General features: G+C 45.5%; 20 protein-coding genes and 1 pseudogene. 9 read left to right on the top strand and 12 right to left on the bottom strand.

The window, feature by feature from the left end:
* Nucleotides 1-273 precede the first annotated feature (273 nt).
* Both QUB33_RS01085 and QUB33_RS01080 read right to left on the bottom strand, forming a co-directional pair.
* The gene (locus QUB33_RS01085; protein WP_333346262.1) at nucleotides 274-1251 is read right to left on the bottom strand and encodes a heme o synthase; all 978 of its coding nucleotides are present in this window, start codon (nucleotides 1249-1251) and stop codon (nucleotides 274-276) included.
* A gap of 133 nt (nucleotides 1252-1384) precedes the next feature.
* Entirely contained in the window at nucleotides 1385-2299 is a 915-nt protein-coding gene (locus QUB33_RS01080; RefSeq protein ID WP_333044957.1) for a heme A synthase, read from the bottom strand.
* 623 nt (nucleotides 2300-2922) lie between these two features.
* Between QUB33_RS01080 and QUB33_RS01075 the strand changes: the two genes are divergently transcribed.
* The 5 genes from QUB33_RS01075 to QUB33_RS01060 all read left to right on the top strand — a co-directional run bounded on the left by QUB33_RS01075 (nucleotide 2923) and on the right by QUB33_RS01060 (nucleotide 5602).
* Nucleotides 2923-3054, top strand: coding sequence for a hypothetical protein (locus QUB33_RS01075; RefSeq protein ID WP_333346125.1), 132 nt, complete (start codon nucleotides 2923-2925; stop codon nucleotides 3052-3054).
* A 236-nt stretch (nucleotides 3055-3290) separates the two neighbouring features.
* Complete coding sequence (locus tag QUB33_RS01070; RefSeq protein WP_333346122.1) at nucleotides 3291-4724, top strand: ABC transporter substrate-binding protein; 1434 nt, start codon at nucleotides 3291-3293, stop codon at nucleotides 4722-4724.
* A gap of 109 nt (nucleotides 4725-4833) precedes the next feature.
* Nucleotides 4834-4971, top strand: a complete 138-nt coding sequence (locus tag QUB33_RS29605) for an element excision factor XisH family protein (protein WP_445299493.1) — start codon at nucleotides 4834-4836, stop codon at nucleotides 4969-4971.
* Nucleotides 4965-5246, top strand: coding sequence for an element excision factor XisH family protein (locus QUB33_RS01065; RefSeq protein WP_445299496.1), 282 nt, complete (start codon nucleotides 4965-4967; stop codon nucleotides 5244-5246). The genes QUB33_RS29605 and QUB33_RS01065 overlap by 7 nt, the downstream gene beginning before the upstream one ends.
* Nucleotides 5237-5602, top strand: a complete 366-nt coding sequence (locus tag QUB33_RS01060) for a XisI protein (RefSeq protein WP_333346119.1) — start codon at nucleotides 5237-5239, stop codon at nucleotides 5600-5602. The genes QUB33_RS01065 and QUB33_RS01060 overlap by 10 nt, the downstream gene beginning before the upstream one ends.
* A gap of 293 nt (nucleotides 5603-5895) precedes the next feature.
* On the opposite strand, the gene QUB33_RS01055 is transcribed toward QUB33_RS01060, so the two are convergent.
* From QUB33_RS01055 to grxC, 9 genes and pseudogenes are all read right to left on the bottom strand, one after another.
* The gene (locus QUB33_RS01055; RefSeq protein ID WP_333346116.1) at nucleotides 5896-11241 is read right to left on the bottom strand and encodes an AAA family ATPase; all 5346 of its coding nucleotides are present in this window, start codon (nucleotides 11239-11241) and stop codon (nucleotides 5896-5898) included.
* Between the two features lie 83 nt (nucleotides 11242-11324).
* A pseudogene (locus tag QUB33_RS29600) lies at nucleotides 11325-11765 on the bottom strand (AAA-like domain-containing protein).
* Between the two features lie 60 nt (nucleotides 11766-11825).
* Entirely contained in the window at nucleotides 11826-12032 is a 207-nt protein-coding gene (locus QUB33_RS01050; protein WP_333346113.1) for a hypothetical protein, read from the bottom strand.
* A 46-nt stretch (nucleotides 12033-12078) separates the two neighbouring features.
* Nucleotides 12079-14580: a glycosyltransferase gene (locus tag QUB33_RS01045; RefSeq protein ID WP_333346110.1), complete on the bottom strand. Its 2502-nt coding sequence runs from the start codon at nucleotides 14578-14580 to the stop codon at nucleotides 12079-12081.
* 702 nt (nucleotides 14581-15282) lie between these two features.
* On the bottom strand, nucleotides 15283-15864 hold the full coding sequence (locus QUB33_RS01040) for a hypothetical protein (RefSeq protein WP_333346107.1): 582 nt from the start codon (nucleotides 15862-15864) through the stop codon (nucleotides 15283-15285).
* A gap of 166 nt (nucleotides 15865-16030) precedes the next feature.
* Nucleotides 16031-17869, bottom strand: a complete 1839-nt coding sequence (locus QUB33_RS01035) for a CHAT domain-containing protein (protein ID WP_333346104.1) — start codon at nucleotides 17867-17869, stop codon at nucleotides 16031-16033.
* A 102-nt stretch (nucleotides 17870-17971) separates the two neighbouring features.
* Entirely contained in the window at nucleotides 17972-19111 is a 1140-nt protein-coding gene (locus tag QUB33_RS01030) for a Gfo/Idh/MocA family oxidoreductase (RefSeq protein ID WP_333346101.1), read from the bottom strand.
* 170 nt (nucleotides 19112-19281) lie between these two features.
* Nucleotides 19282-20268: a glutathione synthase gene (gshB, locus tag QUB33_RS01025; protein ID WP_333346098.1), complete on the bottom strand. Its 987-nt coding sequence runs from the start codon at nucleotides 20266-20268 to the stop codon at nucleotides 19282-19284.
* 67 nt (nucleotides 20269-20335) lie between these two features.
* Nucleotides 20336-20599, bottom strand: a complete 264-nt coding sequence (gene grxC / locus QUB33_RS01020) for a glutaredoxin 3 (protein WP_190656887.1) — start codon at nucleotides 20597-20599, stop codon at nucleotides 20336-20338.
* Nucleotides 20600-21142: 543 nt separating this feature from the next.
* Here grxC and QUB33_RS01015 point away from each other — a divergent pair.
* Nucleotides 21143-21313 (top strand): hypothetical protein, encoded by a 171-nt coding sequence (locus tag QUB33_RS01015; protein ID WP_333346095.1) that lies wholly within the window; start codon nucleotides 21143-21145, stop codon nucleotides 21311-21313.
* A gap of 586 nt (nucleotides 21314-21899) precedes the next feature.
* Here the strand turns inward: QUB33_RS01015 and hflX are convergent.
* Nucleotides 21900-23492 (bottom strand): GTPase HflX, encoded by a 1593-nt coding sequence (hflX, locus tag QUB33_RS01010; RefSeq protein ID WP_333346092.1) that lies wholly within the window; start codon nucleotides 23490-23492, stop codon nucleotides 21900-21902.
* 374 nt (nucleotides 23493-23866) lie between these two features.
* On the opposite strand from hflX, the gene QUB33_RS01005 reads away from it, so the two are divergent.
* The 3 genes from QUB33_RS01005 (at nucleotide 23867) to QUB33_RS00995 (ending at nucleotide 26199) form a co-directional block, all read left to right on the top strand.
* Entirely contained in the window at nucleotides 23867-25072 is a 1206-nt protein-coding gene (locus QUB33_RS01005) for a transposase (RefSeq protein WP_333346088.1), read from the top strand.
* Nucleotides 25073-25409: 337 nt separating this feature from the next.
* The gene (locus QUB33_RS01000; RefSeq protein WP_333321424.1) at nucleotides 25410-25622 is read left to right on the top strand and encodes a chlorophyll a/b-binding protein; all 213 of its coding nucleotides are present in this window, start codon (nucleotides 25410-25412) and stop codon (nucleotides 25620-25622) included.
* Between the two features lie 298 nt (nucleotides 25623-25920).
* A complete protein-coding gene (locus QUB33_RS00995) occupies nucleotides 25921-26199 on the top strand; it encodes a Photosystem I reaction center subunit PsaK (protein ID WP_333346085.1) in 279 nt (92 codons plus the stop codon).
* The last annotated feature ends 115 nt before the right edge of the window (nucleotides 26200-26314 follow it).

The raw sequence follows: 26314 nt of genomic DNA, 5'->3' as shown, positions 1-26314 counted from the left end.
AATTCCTCTATCGCCACCTCAAGTTCAATACCCTGAAAGATCGTCACCCAAAGCCTGCCTCAATCCACACAACTACTTGCTTCCGGCAATAACTACGGTAGCGGCTCACGAGACTATTCCGTCGGCGAGCAAGTTAGAGTGATTATGGAAATAACTGGTAATAAGACAGCAGAGGAAATGGTGAACCAGTTAGAGTTTTTGCGTAAATACTTAAAAAATATCTAAATAGCGAGAGCCCCGACTTCTTCAAGAAGTCGGGGCTCTAAAAGCAGACTACATAACAACTGCACTAATCAAAGTTTGCACATTTTGTACAACAGCAGTAGTAAAATTATGAGTCGCAGGCAAACTGTCAACGACTATTCCGGCGCACAAGAGCATCAGGTACAGAATAGAGTATTTGAAGAGCGATCGCGCAACGGCCTTATCCTCTGGAGTCTGCAACAGCAACCAAGCTTTTTGGGCAAAAATAGCACCCAGGAAAATAGCTGTTCCCGCATACACCGCGCCCGCTAAATGCAGGGGATAAACTAGCAGCAAAGTTGCAGGAATCATCAATAGCGTGTAAATCCAAATTTGGCGGGCTGTGGCTTCGTCGCCCTCAATTACGGGTAACATGGGGACGCCTACTTCCTTGTATTCATCGCGAATCATCATTGCTAATGCCCAAAAATGCGGCGGTGTCCACAGGAATATAATCCCAAACAGCAGCCACGCACCCCAACTCAAATCTCCCGTCACCGCAGCCCACCCAACTAGCGGGGGAATTGCCCCTGCTGCACCGCCGATGACGATGTTTTGCACGCTGTGACGCTTCAGCCAGTGCGTGTAAATTAGGACATAGAAAACGATGCCTGACATTGCTAGCAATGCCGCTAATAAGTTGGCAACAACTGTCAGCAATGTAAAGGATATTGTAGCTAGGGCGATCGCAAATATCAAAGCATCCCGCTTCTTGACACGCCCCGAAGGAATCGGCCGCCACCGGGTGCGCTCCATAATATAATCGATGTCACTGTCGTAGACACAATTAATCGTATTTGCCGACGCGGAAGCTAAAGCGCCTCCAGTAATAGTTGATACCAGCAATAGCGGATCTACTTCTCCTTTGGCGGCCATCCACATTCCTGCTGAGGTAGTGATTAGCAGCAGTAAAATAATTCTGGGTTTTGTTAGTTGATAGTAACTTTTCACCACTTGCGAAAAGTTTTCGTGGAGGCGGGGCCTGTCGTTAGTAAAAATTTCTTGCATCGGTTGTAAGCTGTTAGTAATTATTTGCGAATTCGTCATTAGTCATTAGGTTGGAGTGGCGGGTTTTACGATAAATTATTGGTGTAGCTACAAGGATTAATAAACCCGCCGCCTCTTACTTTAGTCTTATCTCTCAAGCTGATAAAACTCGATCGCGCCAAGCTAAAACACTAAAAGCTATCAGGGTTCCCAGCAAAGCAGCACCGACGGCTTGGTGGGCGACTGTCAGCGGTTCTACCTGAAGGTGCAGCCGGAAAGTTGCTAATCCCAGAACTAATTGAGCAATTAGGCAAACACTCGCCCAGTTAGCCAGTTTTCGCAAGTTTGGACTCAGTGCAGGCTGCCGCCAAGCCATGACTGCTACGGCTAAAGTCGCTGCTGTAGCTGGTACGATACCGGCGATGTGGCTGTTCATTACCGAGCACAATTCTGAGGAGTCCAAACATTGGTGCAGTGCCCATCTAGAGCCTACTAATGCTCCTAGCAAACTTTGCAGGTAAACTAACAATGCTGCGATCGAACTTACCCAAGCCAATTTGCCGACATTTCCTGTAGCTTCGTAGGGAGTCAGCATGAAACCGATGACTAGCAGGGCGCCAAAAAATAGTAAAGCTGTTCCCAAGTGAGCCGTAACGATGTCAAATCTGAGCAGTTGTGTTACTGTCAAGCCGCCCAATACGCCTTGAAAAACGATTAAAAATACTGCCCCAGCGCTCGCCCAAGGCAGCCATTTTGGCAGGCGGCTGCGGTAAAACAAAGATAGTCCTAAAAGTGCGATCGCGCTTAAGCCAATTGCCGCAGCGTCCAATCGGTGAAACCATTCCAGAAATACCTGCAAATTCATTTGCGCTGCGGGTATTAATTGACCGTAGCACAGCGGCCAGTCGGGGCAAGCGAGCCCCGCATTCATGACTCGCGTGGCGCTGCCTACAGCCATTAACAGCCAGGTTGCGATCGCAATTTTCCACACTAGGCCGCGGATAATATCTTTTGGCTGCCACTGCACTCCTGCTGCTGCGTTTGGCTGATTTAAAACTGAGTTTGCCATGGAATTTACCTTAGCCTTTGTTATCGATCGAACTTAATTAAATATCAAGGTTTTGCTTTGACTGAGCTTAGCCTAGCTTAACACTCTTTTTCTCTGACCAACCGTCATTTTTACTACCTTAGCGACACTTTTATCCAATTAGTTTGTCTTTATATTTTTTTCAACTTTCTTCTTTATATTACAAAAGATTTCGTTTTTTTTGCCAAACTTAAAAAAACTTTAATCTTTCCCCGCCCCAGGATAATTAACAACTCTCCCACTGTCGAGATTGGACGCAAAAATAAAGATATAATTAAGAAAAACAATTTATTAAATAATTGTGATATGAAACGCTGAAAGGTGTTTACAAAAAGCTAAACAACATAAAAAAACCTATAAAGTAGGAATCGCAACAAACTATATTTAGCTGATTGTTCTAGCTTAGTAGGAAGTATGACCGCAAATAAAACGGCAGTCAACAACTTAAGCAAGCTATGAGCCAGCGACTCTTTAGTCCAGGTTTCGTAGCCGCGAGCAAGGTGTTCAAGGAGGGAAAAAGAAACAGGGAAAATATCGGGTTCGCTGGTTGCCCTAGATGACGGCATAGCGATCGCATTCCACCGATCGCACACTCAGGAGACGCGGTGCCTGAAACAGCACCAGAAATCACCCCAGAAATGGCTCCGACCCCCAGCAGCGCCAAATACGGTAAAGGAGCCAAACCCTCAGAGACGGGACAATCCGCAGGTATCATAGTCAACCTCAGTGGAATCTAAGCTGCTACACAGCTAGATTCTATAATATCCCGATCAAATAAATTAACAACTGCTAAAATATAGGTATATGTCAGCCCACAATCATCTATCTCAAGTATGAGAATTAGCATAATTGCTACATAAATTATTAAATGAAAGAGAACTTGTTATTAAATGCTTTACATCTCATACATTGCTCGTTGCCGAACTTCCTTCCTTCTTTGAATCTAAAACCTAAAATTTAAAATTCTGCAGCCATGTCCCAAAAAAATGAAACCGCTGTTCTGGTATTATCGCTCCTAATTACGATCGGGCTAGCCGGTGCAGGTATTTGGTGGCTGACAAGCCGAGGCGGCATCAATCTCGGAGGTTCATCACCCCCAAATCAGACATTTCCCAAGTCTGCGACGGGGAATTCGCCGCAATCAGAGGAGGCAATAGGGCAGCGTCTGAGTGCCGGACAAAAACTGTTAATTCCAGAGCAAGCCACAACAACCAAACAAGCCGCAGTACAGGCGATCGCATCTGGCAACTATAACGCAGCTATTTCCGACTTACAAGCTTCGCTGAAAACCAATCGCAACGATCCAGAAGGACTAATTTACCTCAACAACGCCCGCATCGGCAATCAAAAATCCTACACAATTGCCACAGCAGTTCCCATTGGCGGCGATATCAATGCTGCTCTAGAAATTATGCGGGGCGTAGCTCAAGCTCAAAATGAAATCAACCAAAGCGGCGGCATTAGCGGTACTCCCTTAAAAGTGGTAATTGCTAACGATGACAACAACCCAGAAATTGCCGCGCAAATTGCCAGTGCTTTAGCAAATAACTCGGAAATTTTAGGAGTAATCGGGCATTTTGCTTCAGATACAACGCTAGCAGCCAGCAAGATTTACCAGCAAAAACAATTAGTAGCAATTTCTCCGACAAGTACGTCTGTGCAGCTTTCAGGAGTTGGCAACAATATATTTCGGACAGTGCCGAGTGATCGATTTGCGGCTAATGCTCTTTCCCGCTATATGCGGGGAAAATTGCAAAAGCAAAAAGCTGCTGTATTTTTCAATTCGGCCAGCAGTTACAGCAAATCTTTAAAAGATGAATTTACTACGGCTCTTTACGGAGATGGTGGACAAATAGTATCAGAATTTGACTTTGCTAAGGGCAATTTTAATGCGGCCGATAGCGTTAAAAGTGCGATCTCCCAAGGAGCAGAAGTGATTCTGTTAGCATCCGATTCAGCCACGCTCGACCAAGCTTTGCAAGTAGTGCAAGTAAACGCCAAACGGCTGCCATTACTAGCAGGAGACGATGCTTATACTGCTAAAACACTGCAAATCGGTGGCGCAGGAGCAACAGATATGGTGCTAGCTGTTCCTTGGCACATTCTCGCAGATCCGCAGTCAAACTTTCGCCAAACATCCAAACAACTTTGGAATGCTGAAGTAAGTTGGCGCACAGCTTTAGCCTACGACGCGACGATCACGTTAATTGCCGGTTTAGGGCGCAATCCGACTCGTACAGGCATTCAACAAGCTTTATCGGCGTCAGATTTTTCGGCAAATGGAGCATCCGGCCCGATTCGGTTTTTACCTTCGGGCGATCGTAATGGCGCAGTTCAATTAGTAACTGTTAAACCCGGAAATCGCACCAGTTACGGTTACGACTTTGTGCCGATATCCGGTTTGTAAACTATTGGCGATCGCCAAATGTAGGTTATAATATTCATTGGTAAGTTCTAGGGCTGGTCAAGCAAAAATACTTACAAGATGAGTAGTTATCTACAACTAGAAAACTTGTATGGTAAAAGATCGGTTTCATGGTGTTGTTAAGACTGGTTTAGAAAAGCAAGGTTGGCAAATTACGGCCGATCCCTATGAAATTAATGTTGATGATGTAGATTTTGAGATTGATCTCGCTGGGCGGAACAACTGTTAGCCGCCCAGCGAGATCATCAGAAAATAGCTGTAGAAGTTAAAAGTTTCATTAGCCCATCCAATGTTTCAGATTTTCATACTGCATTGGGACAATTTCTCAATTATCGCGATGCGCTTGAAATGATTGAACCCGATCGCCGCCTCTATCTAGCGGTGCGAGTGCCAATTTATGAAAGTTTCTTTCAACGACGGTTTATTGTGGCTGCGCTTGGGCGATATCAACTACGATTGATGATTTATGATGTGCAACAGGAGGTTATTGTTCAATGGCTATAGAGCAATATCGGCAATACATTCGTCATCTTCTTTCAGAACGGCGAGAGCGCATTTCGATACAACGCAACGCGCAAGAATACGAAGTGCAAACCCTTTTTGATACTGAGCAAGATCATTATCAACTTCTGTATGTGGGTTGGCGTGGAAATAAACGCGATTTTGGCTGTATTCTGCATCTTGATATCAAGGGTGGAAAAATTTGGATTCAACATGACGGTACTGAAGTCGGAATTGCGAACCAACTCGTCGAACTGGGAGTGCCTAAAGAAGATATTGTTTTAGCATTCCATGAACCCGATGTACGCCAGTTTACTGATTTTGGTACTGGGGAAGCGATCGCCCTCAGTTTCGGGTAGCTAAATTAGGTGTAACCGATTGGGCGAAGGAGTTATTTCTGCTACATAAGATTGACATAAATATAACTTAGGCAACAAACCCGGTTGAGCCGAAAAATAGTGGCTCTCTCGCCTGAGAGATTGACGGAGAAACCTGGTTTTTGCCCCTGGATACGCCCAGGAATGATAAATCTAAAATTTTCAATTCATGTCCCCAAAAAATTAGGTATAAGTAGTCAAGCAAAATTAATTATATATTTTTCCCCAAAGCCTCGAAAGATATTTGACACTTCCGCAACTAAATTCTCCCATACTTACTTCTGTTTGATTACTACCAAAGTAATGTCATCAAATACTTTTTGCTCCCCGATATATCGCCGCACGTCGTCAATAATAGCTTGCTTGATTTCTGCTGCTGACTTTTCCCTGTTAAGGGCAACAAGTTCAATCAATGGCTCAATACCGTATTCCTTTTGATTCATATCAAAAGCTTCCGTAATTCCATCTGTGTAGAGTACGACAACATCCCCGGAATTTAGCTGTATTTCAGTAGTAGCAATGAAATCGGCAATATCTGGTTCTAAGGCGATGGGAAAGCCTAACTCCATGGTATCAATCCGCTCTACTTCGCCGCGGTCACGCACGACAATCACCTCTTCGTGCTGTCCGCTCAAACGTAGGATGTTGTCCCCCCTATATTCCAGCAAAGAAAGGCTCATACTTTTACCGCAATTCATGCGCTCTACGTTGTCAAAAAGCGTTTGGTTGACTGTCTGTAATAATTTCACTGGGTCGGTTTCATTGTGAACCAACAAAGTGCGAATAGCTGTTTGCGCCATAATCATTAACACGCCGCTTTCTAAACCGTGTCCTGTCACGTCGCCGATGCCAATTGTGGCTTTACCGCCGTGATTTAGTACGTCGTAGTAGTCACCGCCAACTTCATCAGCAGGTTCCATGAATGCAGCAATTTCTAACCCTTCAATTGAGTCTAATTCCTGCTGTTGAGGCAAAATCATTTGTTGCAGGCGGCGGGTTACGTCTAGTTCGGCACTCATGCGAATATTTTCTACTTTTAGCCGTTCGTTCAAACTCAATATTTGTGTATTAGCTTGGGCTAATTCTGCGGTACGGTCTTCTACTTTTTGCTCTAAAGTTCGGTTGTAATCTTCTAATTGTTCGTAGAGACTTGCATTTTCAATTGAGATCGCAGCTTGAGCCGCAATGATTTTTAAAGTTTCGACTCTTTCCGAGGTAAATGCGCCGATCGCCAAATTATTTTCTAAGTAGAGAATACCACCTAGTTTGCCTTGATTGAGTAGGGGAGTGCAGAGGATCGATTTGGGTTGAGTAGCGGTAATGTAAGAATCCCCAGTAAATAGTCCTTCCTCGGTGGCGTTATTTAATACTACATTTTCGTGGCTGCGAGCGACGTAGTTAACGATGGCGGTTGATAGGAGGGGAATTCCAGTTGCAGGATCTACAGAATCTACGGGAATGGATTGCATAATGGTAATGATCTCGCCTTCTACTGCTGCTTCCGCTTCAATCGCCCAATTTCCGCCTTGATCCAGAATCAGAAAACCTTTTTGGGCGCCTGCGTTTTCAATCACAGTTTTCATCACCTGGTTTAACAATTGTTCGAGAACGATTTCACCGGAGATAGCTTGGGATGCTTTCATTACTGCGGCAAAATCTAGCGCTTCGCCGGAATTGCTACCTGTTGTGGTGATTGGATTGATGATATTATTTTCAGTATCTGTTCGGGTTGAACTAAGCGACTGAAGGGCTAAAAATTGCGGGTATCGCGCTTCCAAATCTTTGACTTTAGCTACAGCCCCCCAACGCTGATAGGCATAGTGGGCATCTTGCAGGTAGTGACGGGCAACATGATTTTGATTTCTGGCTAAATAAAACCTGGCTGCTAGTTCGTAGGCGAGGGCTTCTTCGTTGAGATATTCGTTTTCGCGGGCTAAGATGATGGCTTTGTCGTAATATTCTCTGGCATCCTTATCGTTGCCTAATACCCGATCGCGTTCCGCTTCCACTAGATAGAATTTGTGCAGGTAATTCATGGGAGCCTGCTTTGCCCATGTTTCCATTTTTTCTTGTTTAGCAGCCACCTTTGTCAGGATTTCTTCTCTTTCCGTTTCTGAGGAATTAGGATAGAGCGCTAGTCGGGCTAACATATCATACAAATAGACAACAGGGAGAATAAAAAAGGAGCCTGCATTAGCTGAGTATTCTTCAAAGCGGTCTGCATTCTCCACAGCTTGCTGAAACTCCTCGAAAAGATAACAGAGGAGAACTTTAAGTGAATAAACCTGCATGAGCCCAGTGCGATCGCCACCTGCTTGATGAACGGGTATCATCTTTTGTTCGTCGTATACTTCACCAATCAAACAGCAGGGATTTTCTACTTGTTCCCCCAAGTTTAGGATCGCCTGCATAAAGATTTGACCCCAAAGAATGTATGCTTCCTGTTGAGTTTGATAAGTAAATTCAAGGGCTTTCGCCATTTCTTTCTTGGCATCGATCAGCTCCACACCGCTGAGGTACAAAGCGTAAGCATAGCTAAGGGTAATACTAGCAGCATATTCAAGATCTCCTGTTTCTATCGCACATTGATAAGCTTCCATGCACAAAGAAGATGTGTCTTTGAGCGGTTCATTCCAATGCTTGATAAATGTCTTATATATTGCATAAATTCTTGCTTTAAATGTTCTATCTTTGAATCGATCCAGTAGCTTCAAAGCAAGTTGACTAAACTGATAGCCAGTGTCAAGCTCTCCTGACGAGCAGAGGATCATTCCGTAACCTATATACGGTAAAGCAGAGCTAGCAGCATTACCATGCTGAATCGATAAATTCACCTGTCGGCACCAAATTAATAAGCTCAGTTGATTCATTGCTATGAACGCAGGACCCAACAAGTAGTTCATCACCCGCATAGCTGCTAGTTTATACGGGTCGGTCATTTGCGGTAAGTCGATTAGATCCTGGGCTTGCCTGCCCGCTAAAGCAGATTTTATCTGCTCCATCTCTTGTGCCAGATCGGATTGGTTCGGTCGTTGCGGTAATTCTACCCCAAGTAATTTCAGAACTTCTAGCCCAATGTCGATCGCCTCTAGGAATTTAGTTTGGGCGCAATAAGCTTGGATTTTGATTTCATAGACTTTTACTTTTTCTAACAGCGTTTGGGCTTTTTGCCAAACTACCCCAGCTAAGCGCTCCATTTCATCGTAGTTAGCAATTGTATAAGCTGTTTCTGCTGCTTCTAAATACAAATCTAAGGTAAGGTTGTACTGCTGCGACCAACTATTGTTATTTAACAAACTTAAGCCGATCTGAAGGTAATTGAAAGCTGATTGGCTAGCTGCTGAAGATTTGGCTTTTTTACCTGCCTGTAAGTTGAATTGGGCTAACTCGTATCGCTCTATTTGTTGATCTATCAGCGCTCGGCCTTTGTTCAAATGATTGACAATATCAAACAGCTTCTGTGCCACTTCTTCAGATGGTGTATTTTCCAGTAATAACCTGCCCACTCGCAGATGTACTGACTGTCTATCTGCTTCGAGGATGAGAGAGTAAACTGCTTGTTGAATGCGATCGTGAGCAAATTTGTATTCTGCAACTAACTGATCTGACAAACCTGCTACATCAAGTTCTGCCAACTGATAAGCATGGCTGAGGGGTATAATTAGACCAGATTGGAGTGCTGACCGTAAATCTGTTGCTGTTTCTTGAAGAGATTTTTCGTAGATAATCGCTAGTGTTTTCAACTCAAACTGATTCCCTACGCAAGCTGCTAATTTTAAGACTGCCTGAGTTGCTGTCGGGAGTTTTTTTAAATTTTTGCTCGTTAGTTCTAAAACGTTATCTGTAAGCGGTTGCGCTTTGATTTGTTCTAAGTCCCACTGCCATTGCTGAGATTCGTAGTTAAAATACAACCATGCTTCAGAATGCAGTGATTTTAAGAATTCATTGATAAAAAACGGATTGCCACCAGTTTTTTGTTGGAGCAATTCGGCAAGTGGCTTAGCATTTTTTGATTCCGCAAGAAGTGTATCAACTAAAAGTTGCGTAATATCGGTTAAGGCTAAAGGTGTCAAGAATATTTTATTAATTGTTGTTTCTTTGGCTTTCTCAATATTTTCCAATGTATGAATTAGCGGATGTGCCGAGTTTACTTCATTATCGCGATATGCGCCAATAAAAAATAGATATTTACGATCTGCTACTGTCATCAGCAGTTGAATTAATTCCAGCGAGGCTCCATCTGCCCACTGCAAATCGTCTAAGAAAATTACTAACGGATGTTCGGGCTGAGTGAATATATTAATAAATTTTTGAAAAACCAGATTAAAGCGATTCCTCTGTTCTGCTGGAGGCAGATCTGGTAGGGGTGGTTGCGAACCAATAATTAGTTCTACTTCAGGAATAACTTCAACGATTACCCCTACAGCTTCCCCTAATTCCGCTTGGAGTTTCTCTCGCCACTTGCTAATTTCTGCCTCGCTTTCTGTTAGTAACTGCCGTACTAATGAACGAAATGCCTGAATTAAGGATGCGTAGGGAGTATCTCGTTGAAATTGGTCAAACTTACCAGAAATAAAATAACCGCGTTGGCGAGTCAGCGGCTTATATATTTCTTGTATTAATACAGTTTTTCCAATCCCACAATATCCTGAAACCAGCATCATTTCGCTGGTTCCTTGGCTGACTCGCTCGAAAGCAGCTAATAAGGCAGAAATTTCCCGTTCTCGCCCGTACAGTTTTTGGGGAATTTGAAATCGATCGGAAATATTGTGCCGAGCGATTGGGAAAGGGTCAATTTGCTCTTTGCTCTGCCACTGTCTGAGACATTCTTGTAAATCTGCCTTTATTTGATATGCTGACAAGTAGCGTTTCTCAGCATTTTTTGCCATTAATTTCAACACGATCGCCGAAATAATAGGTGGAACTTCTGGTTTGACTTCGTGCGGTGGGATAGGTTGTTTAGCAATATGACAATGCACTAATTCCAAAACATCCTTCGTGGGGAAAGGTAACTGTCCGGTTAGTAATTCATAAAAAGTTATCCCCAGCGAGTAAAAATCAGTGCGGTAATCGATTCTTCGATTCATGCGACCTGTTTGTTCTGGCGAGAGATAAGCCAGCGTTCCTTCTAATACGTTCGGGTTAAGAAAGGTTGGGTTTTCTCGCGACAGTGTTGTGGAAATGCCAAAATCAATTAGCTTCAGCTTACCTGTCTGCTGATTTAAAACAATATTTGATGGGTTAATATCTTTATGAATAATATACTGCTGGTGAATCTGACCGAGAATGTCAACAATCTCAATTGCCAGATGGAGAAATTCAGCAAGTGTAAATTGCTTCTTAGCGATTATCAGATTGAGGGATTCGCCGCCAAAATCTTCTAACTCAATTACCCACTGATTTTCTAGGTTTTGGAAGCTGTAAACATCTATTACGCCTGGTAAGTTAATGTTTTGGGTTATTTCATACTCTCGCTTAAACCAGGCAATTTTTTCAGGTGAAGGATAGGCTTGTTTGAGCATTTTGAGGATAACAGGCAGATTGTCTGCTTGCCGATATCCGCGATAGACTAACGAGTTACTGCTCTCATGCAGTTTTTCAGTAATTTGGTAATTTTGCATAGTTAGATTTTGAGGATAAAAAACCGCAACAAGTGCGGTTTTAGCTTATAAAATATCAATCTACTTTCTAAAAGTGTAGACAATTATGAGTGATCTGGCTGCTGTTGTAAATTCCACAGTTGTCCTTGTAGGCGATCGCCATAAATTCCGGCAGAGATGGGGGAGTTTTGCAATACTTGCTCTGGAGTGACATCCCCACGCCCGATATGATAAAGACCTACCCGTACTCAATAGGTATTCCTGTTTACAAAACCCGTCAGTTGCTGGGCATCTTCCGCTGACCAATCCAGTCCTTGCCGTTTCGCCCAATCCTACACTTGCTCGCTTTTAAAGGGTCGTAGCCCCACCTTAAACGGCGATTTATTTGCGCTCAGCGGTATATACAGCTTAGTGGAGTGTACCACGACTAACCGGGGTTTTCGCCAAATTCCCCGATTTTTTGCTTCCTCGTGCCAAGTTCGCAAAAGTCCGCAAAAGTCGATGTCAAATTGGGATAGGCAAACAAGCGATCGATATCGCCTCAAGCTAACACTAAAAGTTTGGTTGTTGAGAGTAGCAAATACTGCTGGAAGTACATCTTGCAGCTAATCTGACTGCCAAACAGCTACTCCCAAAATTCTGCTATTTGATTTCCCAGTTGCAAACCCAAACCGACGTTCGCAGAACCACCGCCAGAATTTATCCAAATCTTGAAAATTATCTCTATTTGCTAACTGAAAATGTATAAAAATTTTTGCACCATTACTTAAAAGAGATGAGGTAAGCTTCTCTAAAAATCCCTCAGCCTTCATCTGCTGATATTTGGGGTGAAAAATTCCCAACTAGGAGAAATTCCCTCTAAAGCTGCGAAACTGCGATCGGTCTAACTGACCTATTCCTCTCAAAAACAGCCCTCGGTTTCAAAGCAATTCTCAACAACAGCCACAGCGATCGCCATTCTCCGGGAGTTTCCTGCCGCTGCCACTGGCCCGGGCGACAGTACAGCATTTGGATCAAACAGCGGTGCTGGCTAATATTCAGGCGATCGAACGCAATTCGCACAGTGGGAAATTCCACAACACTGCACTCTTTTCCATCCCGAAAACTCGACTCCAACTGAGATTTATCGCTAACCAACTCAATCTTAGCCACAGGAATAAAACAGTTCTCTTCCATAATTTCCAGAGTGGCCGAATCGCAATCAATCAAACCTTGGGCCAAACTACGCTCAGTGCCGAACTCAACAACCGACGGCGCTAGCGATCTTCTTGCTTTGACTGCCGCACTGCGAGGGGGCGCTTTTATTTTACCCTGGGATAAACTTGTCTCAAAGGCATATTTTGGCACAACCTCTGGTGCTGTCAAACTTTCTTTACTGCCTTTATTTTTCACCGCAAAACTTGGCCACTGCGTCAAAGCAACTTCCGCGCCACTTTCCGAAATTACAGTGGTTACACCCCAAAAACTTTGACCGCCAATATTTAATTGTACAACCCTGCGTAAATTGAACCATTCGTAAATGTCTGGCTTAGGAATATCCACCAAAATCAGTAATGCAATCCCGATCATCAGCAGGTTGTACGCGCTCCAAATCCATCCCAAACTCATTCCTTTTGACAAATGTACACTTTCTGATATTGACTGTACGCTGCCAACATTTTTAACTAAATTAATGTTTAAATTGTGCCACAAACTGAATGCTGTAGCTGCGAACAAGACAATCAAAGGCCATCCCAAATTCCAGTTAAAACGAAAGCGATCGCTCGCCATTCCTTTTGGCGTCACCTGAAACCCTTTCCCAAAGGGATTCAGCATGGAACTCACTACCGTCACCGCTAAAGGAATACACTGGACGAACGAATAAATATCCGAAAGCAAAGCCGATCCCGATCTGCGGTTCAGCCAAGAAAACACAGTAAGTTGCACCAAATAGTAAGGCAGGAAAAAGTACAGCAATTCCCGCGCACTTGCCCGCAAAGGAATGATGTCGAAAAACGAATAACCTAAAGGTATCAACAGATATAAAACCTTGGTTAAACTGGTAAACCAGTGCAGCAATCCTTCCAAATGAGACAGCCTTTGTACGAATGTGAGACCGCGAATTGTTAAAGGATTGGAATCAATAAAAAATGCCTGAAGCGTGCCTCGCGCCCAGCGTAGCCTTTGATTTAGATGAGCCTCTATATTTTCAGCCGCCAAACCAGCACTCAATTTTTCATCTAAATAAACTAAGCGATATCCGGTTGCTGACAGCCGAATTCCGGTAAAATAATCTTCGCAGATTGAATCTGTGACCAAGCCTCCCGCTGCTTCTAAAGCGCTCCGCCTAACTACAAAAGATGTACCGCAACAAACCACGCTGTCGGCGCTGTCTTTGATGATTTCAATTTGCCGGTAAAATATTTCTTCTTCCGGCGCGAGCACATTTTCTAAACCTAAATTACGGGAGATGGGGTCGTGGTTGTAAAAGCTTTGCGGTGTTTGAACGAGGGCGATTTCGGGATTTTGAAAAAATCCAACTGTGCGAGTTAAAAAGTTTTTAGTTGGAATAAAATCCGCATCAAAAACTACAATTAGTTCTCCATTAGTAAGGGCTGTGGCATGGTTAATGTTTCCAGCTTTGGCGTGAAGATTATCGGGTCTGGTTATATACTCGCATCCCAGTTCTTTTGCCAGCAACTTGATTTCAGGGCGCTTAGTATCGTCGAGCAAATATACTTTTTTGTTGGGATAATCTAAAGCTTGACAGCCGATTACAGTGCGCCGTAAAATAAAAGCCGGTTCGTTGTAAGTTGGGAGAAAAATATCTACGGGCGGGGTGAAGTTTCCAGCTTCAACTGCAACTGCCATGCGATCGGCTTCTCGACGCCGGTCTTTCATTCTCAGCATTAAATACAGTTGAATACTGGTATTGAAAACCAGAAGCATTTCTAGGAAAAACAGCCCCAAACTAAAGATACCGTTGAGGGGATCGGTTAAATTGAGAGTAGCGAGCGATCGCCATAAAACGTAGCGAATGGTTAAAGCCAGAACTATTGCAACTACTACAGCGCGCGACCATTTCTGCGGTTGAGGCGAAATTTTAATTGCAGCTAAAGCAACGGAGACAAGCGCGATCGTCGGCACTAACAAATACATTTTGCTCGTAGCAGGCACTTGCAGCCACACAGGCGGGTTTTGCTGCCAAGTGTTGATTGTGGCAAAAATACCGCTGACTGTACCTTCGCGGGCAAACCAGGCTGCGGCGATCGCACTTGCGAAAGCCACTGCCCCCAACACGACTAGCGTTGCCGTCGGCACCCGCGAAATCCGCCAAAAGCGGCGTTTCAAGTCTTGAAGATCAAATCTTGAAGTTGTCATAAAATAATTTTAAAGTCCCGATCGTGCATACAACAGTAACGGTTTCCTGCTGTCCACTTTTTAATTCAGTTGCAAATTCCGATACACCCCAATTATTATATTTACATTTTTTAACATTCTGACCATTGTATGATAATTCATCTTGCTTGGTGTTGCCAAACTTCTTAGCGAGTCCAAACCTGGCAAAATATAGCAGAAGGAAGAACGAAAAAGCCTTTAGTTATCGTCGCGAGAGAAGTCAATCGATTTTAGATTTTAGATTTTAGATTTTAGATGGAAGCATTGACCCCACGGATAAATTCGGGGGCTTGTATCCTGGATGCTTTCGGTCAGAAGCAATCTTCGGCAAGGATTTCAGCAATTAAGAACCTCCTAAGTTACCTTTTGCTGACATTGCTGCAAAAGGCTTTCGGGCCTGTTCCACAATAAAAAATTTTTATTGTGGCCCGTTTCTCGGACGCCACCCCTAAAAAGGTTATTGAAAATGCTGCCACATCTGAGTCCTAACCGTCGGGCGCGCTTGCTATAGTTCCAAAAAAATTATCTTGTCTACAAATCAAATAGGATTGCTATATCAAACTATAGCAATCCAGAGAATTTAGCAATTAGACGAATTTTACATCTAACTAAAGGTAGATTAATTTTATATTAATTTAAAAAAAATTACCGCTATCGCAGCCCAAAAACCCAGCCATCAAAAAACTAATCAGCAATTTCTAATTGCGAGATTGCATAGCGGGCAACAGCCAAACTAACTCTGGCTTGTTCTATTTCCGACAATTGGGCCCAAGGTCTTTTAGTCGCCATGACCAATTCCCCCCCTTCCGAATCAACATCTCGCATGGCATAAGCCAAAGGACGTGCCAACACCTGCAAATCTTCCTCAGCCCACTGAGGCAAAATATCTAAGACACACTCTACCATTTGGTCAGCTAAAGATTGATACTTAACAGTTGCGTTTTGCACGCTTTGAGCGATGCTGGCCAGAAAATCTTGAGGAACGCGAGCAAATTTTTCGCGCAAAGACTTTTGCAGAGCAGTCGTCAGCCAAACTTGTTCTAATTGCGAGAATAAAACTTGGGACTTGAGGGCAATATCGCTGTCGCTGAAGGAATCAGATAGCGCAAATTCCTGCTCTAGGGCAGTTAAATAAGATTCGGATTCAAGCTGTGCAGGATTCCAGGGGTAAGCAACATCAGTCTGAACAATTGTGGCGAGAAGTTCCATCTGGGCCTGAGTTTGTGAGTCGCGAAAATATTCAGAATCAGGAGATTGGGTAGCCATGATGTAATACCTCAGGGGGAAAAGGAAAATATAGAAGGGGGACTGTGCCAAGAGCTAGTTGGGAGCTATCAGTGGTAAGTAACTCTTTTAAATTCAGATTGGAGACTCAACGCCCAGAACTTTGCTGTGCCACTCGCCGCTTGCCTTCATTAGCTACACGCGCACCTTAATTCGTTCCGCAATCAGTCTCACTGTAGCCCGAAGTTTTAGCAACCTCAATAGTGAACTCAAAAATCTGACCTTGAGAACTGCCAAATTTTAGCTGAGTACCCGATCGCAGCAGCAATTCTTGGTGGTGAACTCTCTGCCATCCCTCAGGGCCCAAAACTAGAGTCCCATAACGAGAAAAATCGCGCAGGAAGTAGCTAGGTTCGCCCCGGTTATCTCCGATAGTGTTGCGGCAGAAAATCTCGGCGTGTTTTTGAGAAACCCACTGTTCTCGAATCACTACGTCGTTTTCTTCCCACCGTCCGACTCGAACCATACCTGCGCGAATCGGCCAAACCTGATTGCTCGAGTCGGTGGATTTGGCATTTGGTCGATCGCGCCCCCGCAAATAAGCACAAGACGGCAAGCGTCCCAGCCAAGTAGAAGAATTTAAAGGCAATTCAGTTTTGAGGTCATCTACCGGCTCAGTTAGCTGACCGTCAAACTCAGGGTGCATATACAGCACAGGCAGCGTCCAAGCCGGTTGATTGAACTTGTAGAGCGTCAGTAACTGCTGTCTGGCGACGGCGACTGCCCGATCGATCGACATCCGTCCTGCCAAAGCTTGGGCAAAAGTTTGGATAAAACTCAGGGCCTCGCGATCGGCGATCGAGTCCCGCATCCCCAACACCGCAGGCACCCCGTGATGGATCAGTACCTCAGCCAAACTGCTGCGGGCGATCGCCTGTTGCTGGCCGTTAATTGAGTGCAGCCTCTCCACCGCCGGCTGAGCTCCCCAGCAGGCATTAAACACTGCCAGAGTCACGCGGCACCGAACTAAAACCTGAGCCAGTTCAGTACCGTTAATCGCCGTTTCCGGCCCCAAAAATAGCAAGCCGCCGTCGGGGCCAGGTATCCCGTGGCCGGCGTAGAACAGAATGTTGTAAGCTTGCGTTTCCAGTCGAGAAATGAGTTCCGCCGCAGTAGGTTCGATCAGAGTATCGACGCGAGTCGGAACGCTGATGTCAAAATATTTGCCGCTGTCGTCGGTTTGAAAAGCACTTTCCAGAATGCCAGCTAAGGCGAGTGCTTCCTCTCCCAACTGCAAATGACCGTTATTGCTGCTGGAAAATTGAGAATTAGCACCGCGGCCGGGTTCTGCTTGTCCCAAAACTAGCAAAATGTTGAGCGACTCCGCAGGCTGCAGGGGTGGCAAAGGTTCAACATTGCTGGTAGTGCGACTGAACAGCAGTTGCTGCGACAGAGAAATTGCCGGTTGACCGGCTTGAGGCTGCATAATTTCCCAAGGCAAAGCAATTAAATACGGTTCGCGCAAGTCTACGCGCACTCGCAGGGGTAGATTTTGCCCGATCGCGATACCTTTACTTTCCTGGAGACTACCCTGAATAGGCCCTTCAAACAGCCACTGCCAAAGATTAATCCCCAAATGCTGCATCAGGCGGCTGCTGTAGCTTGCCGGTGGCCGAGGCGGCTGCTGATCCCCTTTGTCGCCCCACCCCCGCTGGCCGAGGTGCAGCGGCACAGAGGGCGTCGCTGGAGCGAGGTCTAGCGACTGAGGACTTCGTTGTTCAGTTTCTGCCAGTATATTCTGGTTGTTTTCCGGCGAGACGAAACTGCCATCAGGATTTAGGGGCAATTCGTGAATTGTCCCGGAGGGCGAAAACATTTCCTGCCAAGCTTTCCAAGATTGAGATAGGGTATCGGGCCACATACAGTCGTGGTGAACGTACCCGCTGGGATAGGGAGCTTGTAGAACCCAAGTGGCAAAATGGTTTGCCCCAGCGGTTCTCAGGCGAGCGATCGCTATACTGAGGCAAGGACTTTCAGGGCGCGCCATTCACAACTACCGACTCTGGATATAGGGTTGGATTGAGTTTATCTATTCGTAGTTTATCGGGTTTGGGGTGCGATCGAGTGCGTGAGATTGCTTTGGCAGTTTTTACTTAGTGTCCAAAAATTTATCTATATTCGGTAAATCTACCCAAGTTCCCGTAGCATTCGACTCCTGGGTCAAATCCATCAACAACTGCGAGTAAACCCCTTCTCTGAGGGACGGTATCAAAGATTTACCTGCATCTATGGCTTCTACCCACCTATCTACTACTCGAATAAACGGTGCAATCCTCCCGTCTGGATATACTTGAGGAAACTCCAATCTTTGAGGAATTTTGATTTCAGCTAAAGGTTCTCCACCTTGGGAACCCCACAAGCGAAATCCGTGGACGTAATCTTGCTGGTTGTCGCTTCCCAACACCAACGTACCCTTACTCCCGTATATTTCCACCCAGTGTCCCCGCCCTTGATAAGTAACAGAACTCAAACAAACTTGACAAGGAGTTCCCCCGGCTAATTCCAACATCAACGTGCACGAATCATCGGCATCAACTAATTTTAAACTTCCCCAATCATTCGGATCGGGCCGCCGCGAAATTCCTGTAATCAAATGCCCAGAAAGCCTCTGCGGCGGGCCGAACAGCCAGCTAATATAATCAAAAACGTGAGAACCTGTCGCGCCCAAAACTCCGCCGCCTCGCTCTTTTTGCGCGTACCAATTCCAGGGGCGACTCGCATCAGCGCGGCTCGACACCAGCCAATCTATCTTAATTAAACGCTTTTCTCCCACATATTCTGCTGCCAATAATTCTGCTAGCATTTGCCATGCGGGGATGAAGCGAAACTCAAAGTCCATTGTGGCAATTGCTCTCAAACCACCATTTTTAAAATCGGTTTGAGATTCGTTGTTGGCCAATCGGTAAAGTTCCCTGGCTTCATTTGCTGTCAGGGCTGTGGGTTTTTCTAATAATAAATGCTTGCCTGCTTCCAAAACGGTTTTTGCCATTTCATAATGCAAAAATGGCGGTGTGGAAATGCTGGCGCCCGCTACTTCTGGGATCGCTACTATATCGGCGATCGAGTCGCAAGCGTAGGGGATATTGTGGGTAGAGGCGATCGCCTTTGCTTTGTCTAAATTCCGGTGGTAAACAGCCACAACCTCTGTCCGGTGATGGGCCTGGAATCCGGGAAGGTGTACTTTTTGACCGAAACCTGTACCGACTACTGCAACGCCAATTTTTGACATAATTTAATAATTGGGAATTGGGAATTGGGAATTGGGAATTGGGAATTGGGAATTGGGAATTGGGAATTGGTAGCAACTAACAAATAACTAACGACTGCAACATCTGCCTGACGTTCGATAATTAATCCGTGTATGCGTGTCCTGATCTGTGTCGTGCTTGGCTTCTTCCCTCATCCTTCTTCCTTCTTTCTTCTTCCTTCTTCCTTCTCCACCCATTCAATTACTTGTTTGCCCAAACTAACGCCGTCAAACAAGTCAATTTCTCTGATCCCTGTAGGGCTGGTGACATTAACTTCTGTGAGATAACCGCCAATAATATCAATGCCGACAAAGTACAGTCCGTCTCGTTGCAGCACTGGTTCTAACTGAGCGCAAATTTGCAGTTCGCGATCGGTAATTTCTGTTTTTGCGACTCGGCCGCCGACGGCCATGTTGCCGCGAAATTCATTGCCGGTGGGAATGCGATTTATAGCACCGATGGGCTTGCCGTTCAACAATATAATCCGTTTATCTCCCTCTTTGGCTTCCGGCAGATAAGTCTGAACCATCACTGGAATTTGCCCTTGTTGAGTGCTAATTTCCACCAGGGAGTTGAGATTGCGATCGTCGGCTTCCAAGAACAAAATCCCCTCGCCAGCTTTGCCACCCAAGGGTTTAAGAACTGCTGCTCCTTTTTTCTCAACAAATTGCCGAATTACCTGCTTGTTTTGAGAAACAATTGTCTCGGGGATCGCTCCCTCAAATTGCAAAGCATACATTTTTTCATTGGCTGCCCGCAATCCTTTGGGACTGTTAACTACCAAAGTTTTAGTTGGATCGATGCCATCTAAAAGGTAAGTAGCGTAGAGGTAAGGAATGTTGACTGGGGGGTCTGTCCGCATAAATACTGCGTCCATTGCTTCCAGAGGCTGCAAAGTAGGCTGTTCCACCTCATACCAAGCCTCAGCAGCTTCCCAGCGTCCATCAACCAGTTTGACTGGGGTGAGGGCTACCCGACTCAGCATTGCCCAGGTTTTGCCGCCGATGACGCTTAGTTCGTTGGCTTGAGTCGCCCAGACTTCGTGACCCAACTCTTGAGCTGCCTCCATCAGCGCTACGCTGGTATCGTGTCCTGGAATTAGTCGCGCGAGGGGATCGATGATGAATGCAAATTTCATTGTCAATTAAAATTAAGAATTGGTCGCAGGAAAATTAGGGCTAACTGAAAATTCGACAGGGAATGCCTCATTTTGCTGCTAGCAGGGGGTCTAGCTGGCCTAGAGCATCAAGTTTGTGGATGTCGTCGCAGCCACCTATGTGTTGGTCGTTAATGAATATTTGTGGCAGGGTACGGCCTCCGTTGGCTCGATCGCTCATTTGAGCCCGTGCTGCTTCATCTCCGTCGATCGCGTACTCTGTAAAATCAATCCCTTTTCGCTTTAGCAGTGCTTTGGCACGAACGCAAAACGGGCAGGTTCTCCAAGTGTAAATTTCTACTTTAGGGGTCATGGACGCTCAAGCAATAACAATATTTTTTAATTGTAATCTTAACCCTAGTGCGGACTGTTTTTAGTTCCTAGGCTGAAACCCTTGATTTTTCTGTGGTAGCGAACTTGCCTTGGAGCCTTGAAACCCTTATTAGACGGTTGACTCTCAAAAACTGTCGGAAGGATTGATCTTAACCAATCTTAATTTTTCTTTTTATTTTTCTTTTTATTTTTTAATTTTTATTATATATAGCAACCTTATCTTTGGCACCGGAAGTTATTCATTGCTGGAACCCTTGCCGGGAAGTGAATTGATCTTCTTGCTTCTTCTTTTTACCCTGACTCAAGTCGCTATAGTTTTCTTCTTTCAACATCCGGCTCTATTTGCAGCGCACAAGCTAGGTGTGAAGTTATTTTTTATACAACTTTTTATTATTTTATATATTAAGTAAACAAATACCCATGCTTAAGTAAACGGAGACATTGGGAAGGAAAACAGGTTAGTCCTCAGCCTGCCTAGCGCTGCGGACCAACCTGCTTGTTTCGCTTTCTGCACGAACAGATCATGCCTGCACCTGTCAGTAGGACTGCGATCGCAGTACCCGGTTCAGGAATAGAAGTTGAGTCTCTCGAAGGTGTGCTTGTGTATATTTCGGACAAACTCGGCTGGGTCGCCAATTGCGGGTCGGGTTCCGTTGTGGTTGATGCGTCGCTGGAGGCACAGGCACTAGAATAATTTCCAGGCCCACACACATCTACTTGTGCTGAAGCCGGAGGGGCGGCAGCTAGATAGTAAAACGCTGTTGCCATTGTGGCAGAGAGTCCAATTGCTAGTTTTGCCAGTGGCGTACACATAACTATTTAGTTAAACAGTGGTAAAATCGAAAAATAGAAATAGTCTTAGAGATTAGCGCTGTACGACGGGCAAGGATTTGAGAGTTCTTACAATAAATGGATGTATTCTCTGGCGGACGTCTGTAAAAGATAGTATAGCGCTTGAGGTGAGTGCCCAAACACTTTAATAATAATATTATTCTCTTTCACCTTTACGTCGCGTACCGTGGTTGAACCAGAGTGAAGCAACATCTTTTTGCAACCTCTGAACCAATAGCCGTTACAGCCATTAACCAAGAGTGTTTTTACCTTGACCGGGACCTCCGGAAATTATTTATTTAACCGAGCGCAAAATAGAGATGCTGTATTGTACTTTGCAATGCACAATCTGACTACTCTTTTATAATCTCATAGTTCGACTAGATCTGTCCTCAGTATATGTACGTATATTCCCCCATGTCAACTACCCAAAAGAAATATTTCAGTATTTACCGAGGGTAGAGGGCGTATTGAATGAGCTGAGCTAGTCTGTCGCGGAGAGTTTCCATCCCCAAACCTTTGGCGGCCGAAATAAATACTGCTTGAGGAAATTCTTCTCGGGCGAGGGCGAGAGTATCTCCATCTACGGCATCTATTTTGTTAAAAACTACAAGGGCTGGCCCGGGAGTGACGGGCATATCTGTCAAAATATTCATGACCGATCGAATTTGGCTCTGCCACGCCGGATGGGAGAGATCGACGAGGTGCAGCAAAGCATCGGCGTCAGTGACTTCTTCGAGGGTAGCCCGGAAAGCGTCGATCAAGGCGGGGGGCAGTTCGCGAATAAAGCCCACTGTATCTGTGAGGACGATCGACAGGGGTTCCCCGGTGACGCCGGGAATGGTCAACCGTCGGGTTGTGGGGTCGAGGGTGGCAAATAACTGGTCGGCGGCATAGACCTCGGAATTCGTGAGCAGGTTGAGCAGAGTCGATTTACCGGCGTTGGTGTAGCCGACGATCGCCACTGAGGGTACGTTGTGATGATGGCGGTTCTGCCGCAGCCGGAAGCGGTGCGCCAGCAGTTGATTTACTTCTTGCTGCAATCGAGAAATGCGTTTGGCGATCGTCCGCCGTTCGGTTTCTAGTTTGGTTTCCCCTGGGCCTCGGGTACCGATGCCGCCACCCTGTCTCGACATTGCCTGACCGCGACCTCTGAGCCGGGGCAGGGCGTACTCTAGCTGAGCGAGTTCGACTTGTAATTTACCCTCGCTCGTTCGAGCTCTTTGGGCAAAAATGTCTAGAATTACCTCTGTTCGATCGACGACCCGGATACCTATCTGAGTTTCCAAGTTCCGTATTTGTGCGGGGGCCAGGTCGCGATCGAATACCACGAGGTTAGCGCTAACCGTTTGAGCGGCGAGGGAAATTTCCTGAACTTTGCCTTCGCCGACGACTGTCTGCGGATGGGGGCGCGATCGTTTTTGGCGCACTGTTTGCAGCACCTGACCCCCCGCGCTTTCAACCAGCCGCGTGATTTCTGCGAGCCCGTCCTCAAACTCCAACTGAGTCATGTGCTGAGTCATTACACCTACCAAGAGCACTTTGTCTTGGTCTGCATCGACCTGCTTAGCGACAAACTCTGCTTCAAACTCTGCTTCGAGTCCTTCCACCAAATCCAGAAAGTCTTGGTTGGCGAGTTCGTCCAAATTTAGCGGTTCTGATATTTTCCAGGGAAAGTGTTGAGTTTTGATTGGTGACTTTTGAATTGAAGGCTCTTCTATTTCATCAGTTGAATCTGGTTCTAACTGAGCGCTCAAAACAGAGAACTCAAAATTTGGCTGGTCTCCCTGGGGTATCAAGTGAGCGAGATAAGTTTCTTGGATGTAACCAGTCGCACCGCCGCCGCGGCGCTGAAATCCTCCGCCGCTCAGTGTCAGCCAAACGAGGGCGTCGAGGCGCTGAATTGCCATTGCTGTGAGAGCTGCTTCGCTTGGGGTTTCTGGCTTCAGGTGCGTGGCGATGCAGCGAATGCCGCTGAGGCGACCTCCCCCGTAGCGGGGCAATTCTAAGGGCGCAATCTGCGTTTGGCGGGGTGAACCCACGCCGACGCGAATTACTTGTCCGCGGCGGTTGATGTAGGTGCAGATTGGTTTGTCTATTTCCGTGCTGATGGCGGCGACGCGCTGGGCGAATTCTGCCGTGGTGATGCGATCGCCCGGTAGTCGCTGGTGGTAAAGCTTTTCGAGTTGCTTGAGCTGGCTGGACTTTAAACCTTGAAGATTGCCGTAGATGGTTTCGATAACTGTTTCTCCCGATGATCTGTTTATCTCCTATTTTAGTAAACTCAAGGGCGATCGTGTTCGGGTTTTAAGTTGAAATTTACCAAAAACTTGGGTCTAAAGCCCCGTCCTTCGCTCGACGGCTTTAATTTTCCTAGAACTGTGCTATAATTTTTATAACCTGTTCAGGAACGTAAATGTTAGTATTTGAAGCCAAGCTAGAAGGAAAAAGCGAGCAGTACGAAAGGCTAGATGAAGCCGTTAGCACTGCTCGCTTTATTCGTAATAGCTGCATCAGATACTGGATGGATACGAAGGGTGTGGATCGATACGACTTAAGCGCTTATTGTGCGGTACTAGCCAAAAAATTCCCTTGGGCTGCCAAGCTAAACTCAATGGCACGACAGGCGTCTGCTGAAAGAGCTTGGTCATCAATTGCTCGTTTCTACGACAACTGTAAGAAAAGTAAGCCTGGAAAGAAAGGTTTCCCACGCTTCAAAAAACATGAAACACACGGTTCCGTAGAATACAAAACTTGTGGGTGGAAGCTTTCTTTTGACAGAAGAACTATCAACTTCAGCGATGGCTTCAAAGCAGGAAGCTTTAAGTTGTGGGGAACTCGCGACCTACACTTCTACCAATTGAACCAGATCAAACGGGTGCGAGTAGTTCGTCGCGCTGATGGCTACTACGCTCAATTCTGTATTGACGCTGAACGAAATGAAAAGCGCGAACCTACTGGTAAGACTATTGGTTTAGACGTGGGCTTGACCCATTTCTACACAGACTCTGATGGTAATACTGTTGAGAATCCACGTCACCTGAGAAAGTCTCAGAAGTCACTTAAACGACTTAATCGTAAACTTTCCAGAACCCAGAAAGGTTCTAAAAATAGAGCCAAGGCTCGGAATCGATTGAGCAGAAAACACCTCAAGGTAACTAGGCGGCGTAAAGACTTTGCTGTGAAATTAGCAAGGTGCGTAGTCAAGTCAAACGACTTGGTAGCCTATGAAGACTTGCAGGTGGGTAATATGGTTAAAAACAAAAAGCTATCCAAGTCGATATCAGATGCAGCTTGGAGAGCTTTTAGGGGTTGGGTTGAATACTTTGGCAAAGTGTTTGGTGTAGCTACTGTTGCAGTCGCACCACACTACACCAGCCAAAATTGTTCTAATTGCGGGAAAGTTGCGAAGAAATCGCTAAGTCAGAGAACACATATTTGCCCGCATTGTGGACTTGTTTTAGACCGAGATTGGAATGCAGCTCGCAACATATTAGAACTTGGATTGCGTACCGTGGGACACACGGGAACCTCAAACGCCTCTGGAGACATCGACCTCTGCTTGAGTGAGGAAACTCCTTCAAGTAAGTCGGGTCGTAGAAAGAGGAAACCTAAACAGTGATGTTTAGAATCACCGTGGCTTTAGCCCGGTGAGGATGTCAATAAATTTTCTTGTCTCTAGCAGAGCGCGGATTCAGTCTTGTCGAGTCACCAACGTCGTTGTTTCTCGCGAGGCTGCGATCGAGCCTTTCACAGCGGCCACCTCAGCTTGCAGTTGTATTTAGTATTTACAGATACAGGCGATCGCTGAAAAATCTCGCGCAACAAAACTTAACACTTTATTTTTTGTTTCAAAATCCTCCTTTAGACTTGTGTGTATCTTGAGCCTAGAGACAGATAGCAAAGCAGAAATTAGGTCGCTACCATGAGAAGCGAACATTGTTAAGGAATGTAAAAACATGGAAACTCGTCCTACTAACCTGCCTCCTACGACTAATGCTTACAACGGCAAAGATCGGAATGCCTTTTTGTTTGGCTTCAACCCGCAAGCAGAACTTTGGAACGGTCGCTTAGCGATGATCGGTTTCTTAGCTTATTTGCTCTGGGATGCTGCTGGATATAGCGTTCTGCGCGACATTCTCCACTTTCTGCCTACCTACATTGCTCAGTAATGAGTAGCTGTCTGTCCTGTCTGGCAGCGTGAGTAAATGCCGCCACTGCCAGACAGGCTAAAAGTTACAAATGGCAGCGAGTATGGTTTTGTCCCTTTGTATCTTTCGTTACTTTTGAATGGCATTAAAAGACTTCTTGCTGTGATTCGATGATTACGGGTGGGGGCGCTGTCGCCGACGCGGTGAATATTGACAGCAACAGATATTTATTGCGTAAAGGCGATCGCCCCTGCTGCATTTTTGGCAAGAAATCTCATCGAGCATTTCTGATAACTTATGAAAAATAGGAGCATCAACAATGATTAACTCAAATTTACTGGCAGTAGTAGCATCGACTGTGACTGACACAGCATCAGGAGATTGGCAAAAGCCTGTGATTATGTTTGTTTGCAATATCTTAGCGTTGCTAGTTCTCAGCCGCAGAATTTGGTATCCCCACGTCGGGCCGAAAATGCCTTTGCCCTTCCCGTCTCTGTTCAACAATGTTAGCGTACCGGCCTTTCTGGCTTGCATGAGCGCAGGTCATTTGCTGGGAGTATTCGCGATTTTGACCCTCCACATCGACAAGTATTTTTAGGAGCAATTGCGTCGCTTCTGTGGCGGCTTATTGCTACAATCGGTAGGTTAAAAGGCAGACAAAAAATGGCAGGGGTAAGTGAAAAGCACTCACCCCGACTTTTTATTTTCTCTAG

Source organism: Microcoleus sp. B3-A4 (assembly GCF_036705385.1).
Lineage (GTDB): Bacteria > Cyanobacteriota > Cyanobacteriia > Cyanobacteriales > Microcoleaceae > Microcoleus.
This window is presented reverse-complemented; position numbering and strand designations above follow the sequence as displayed.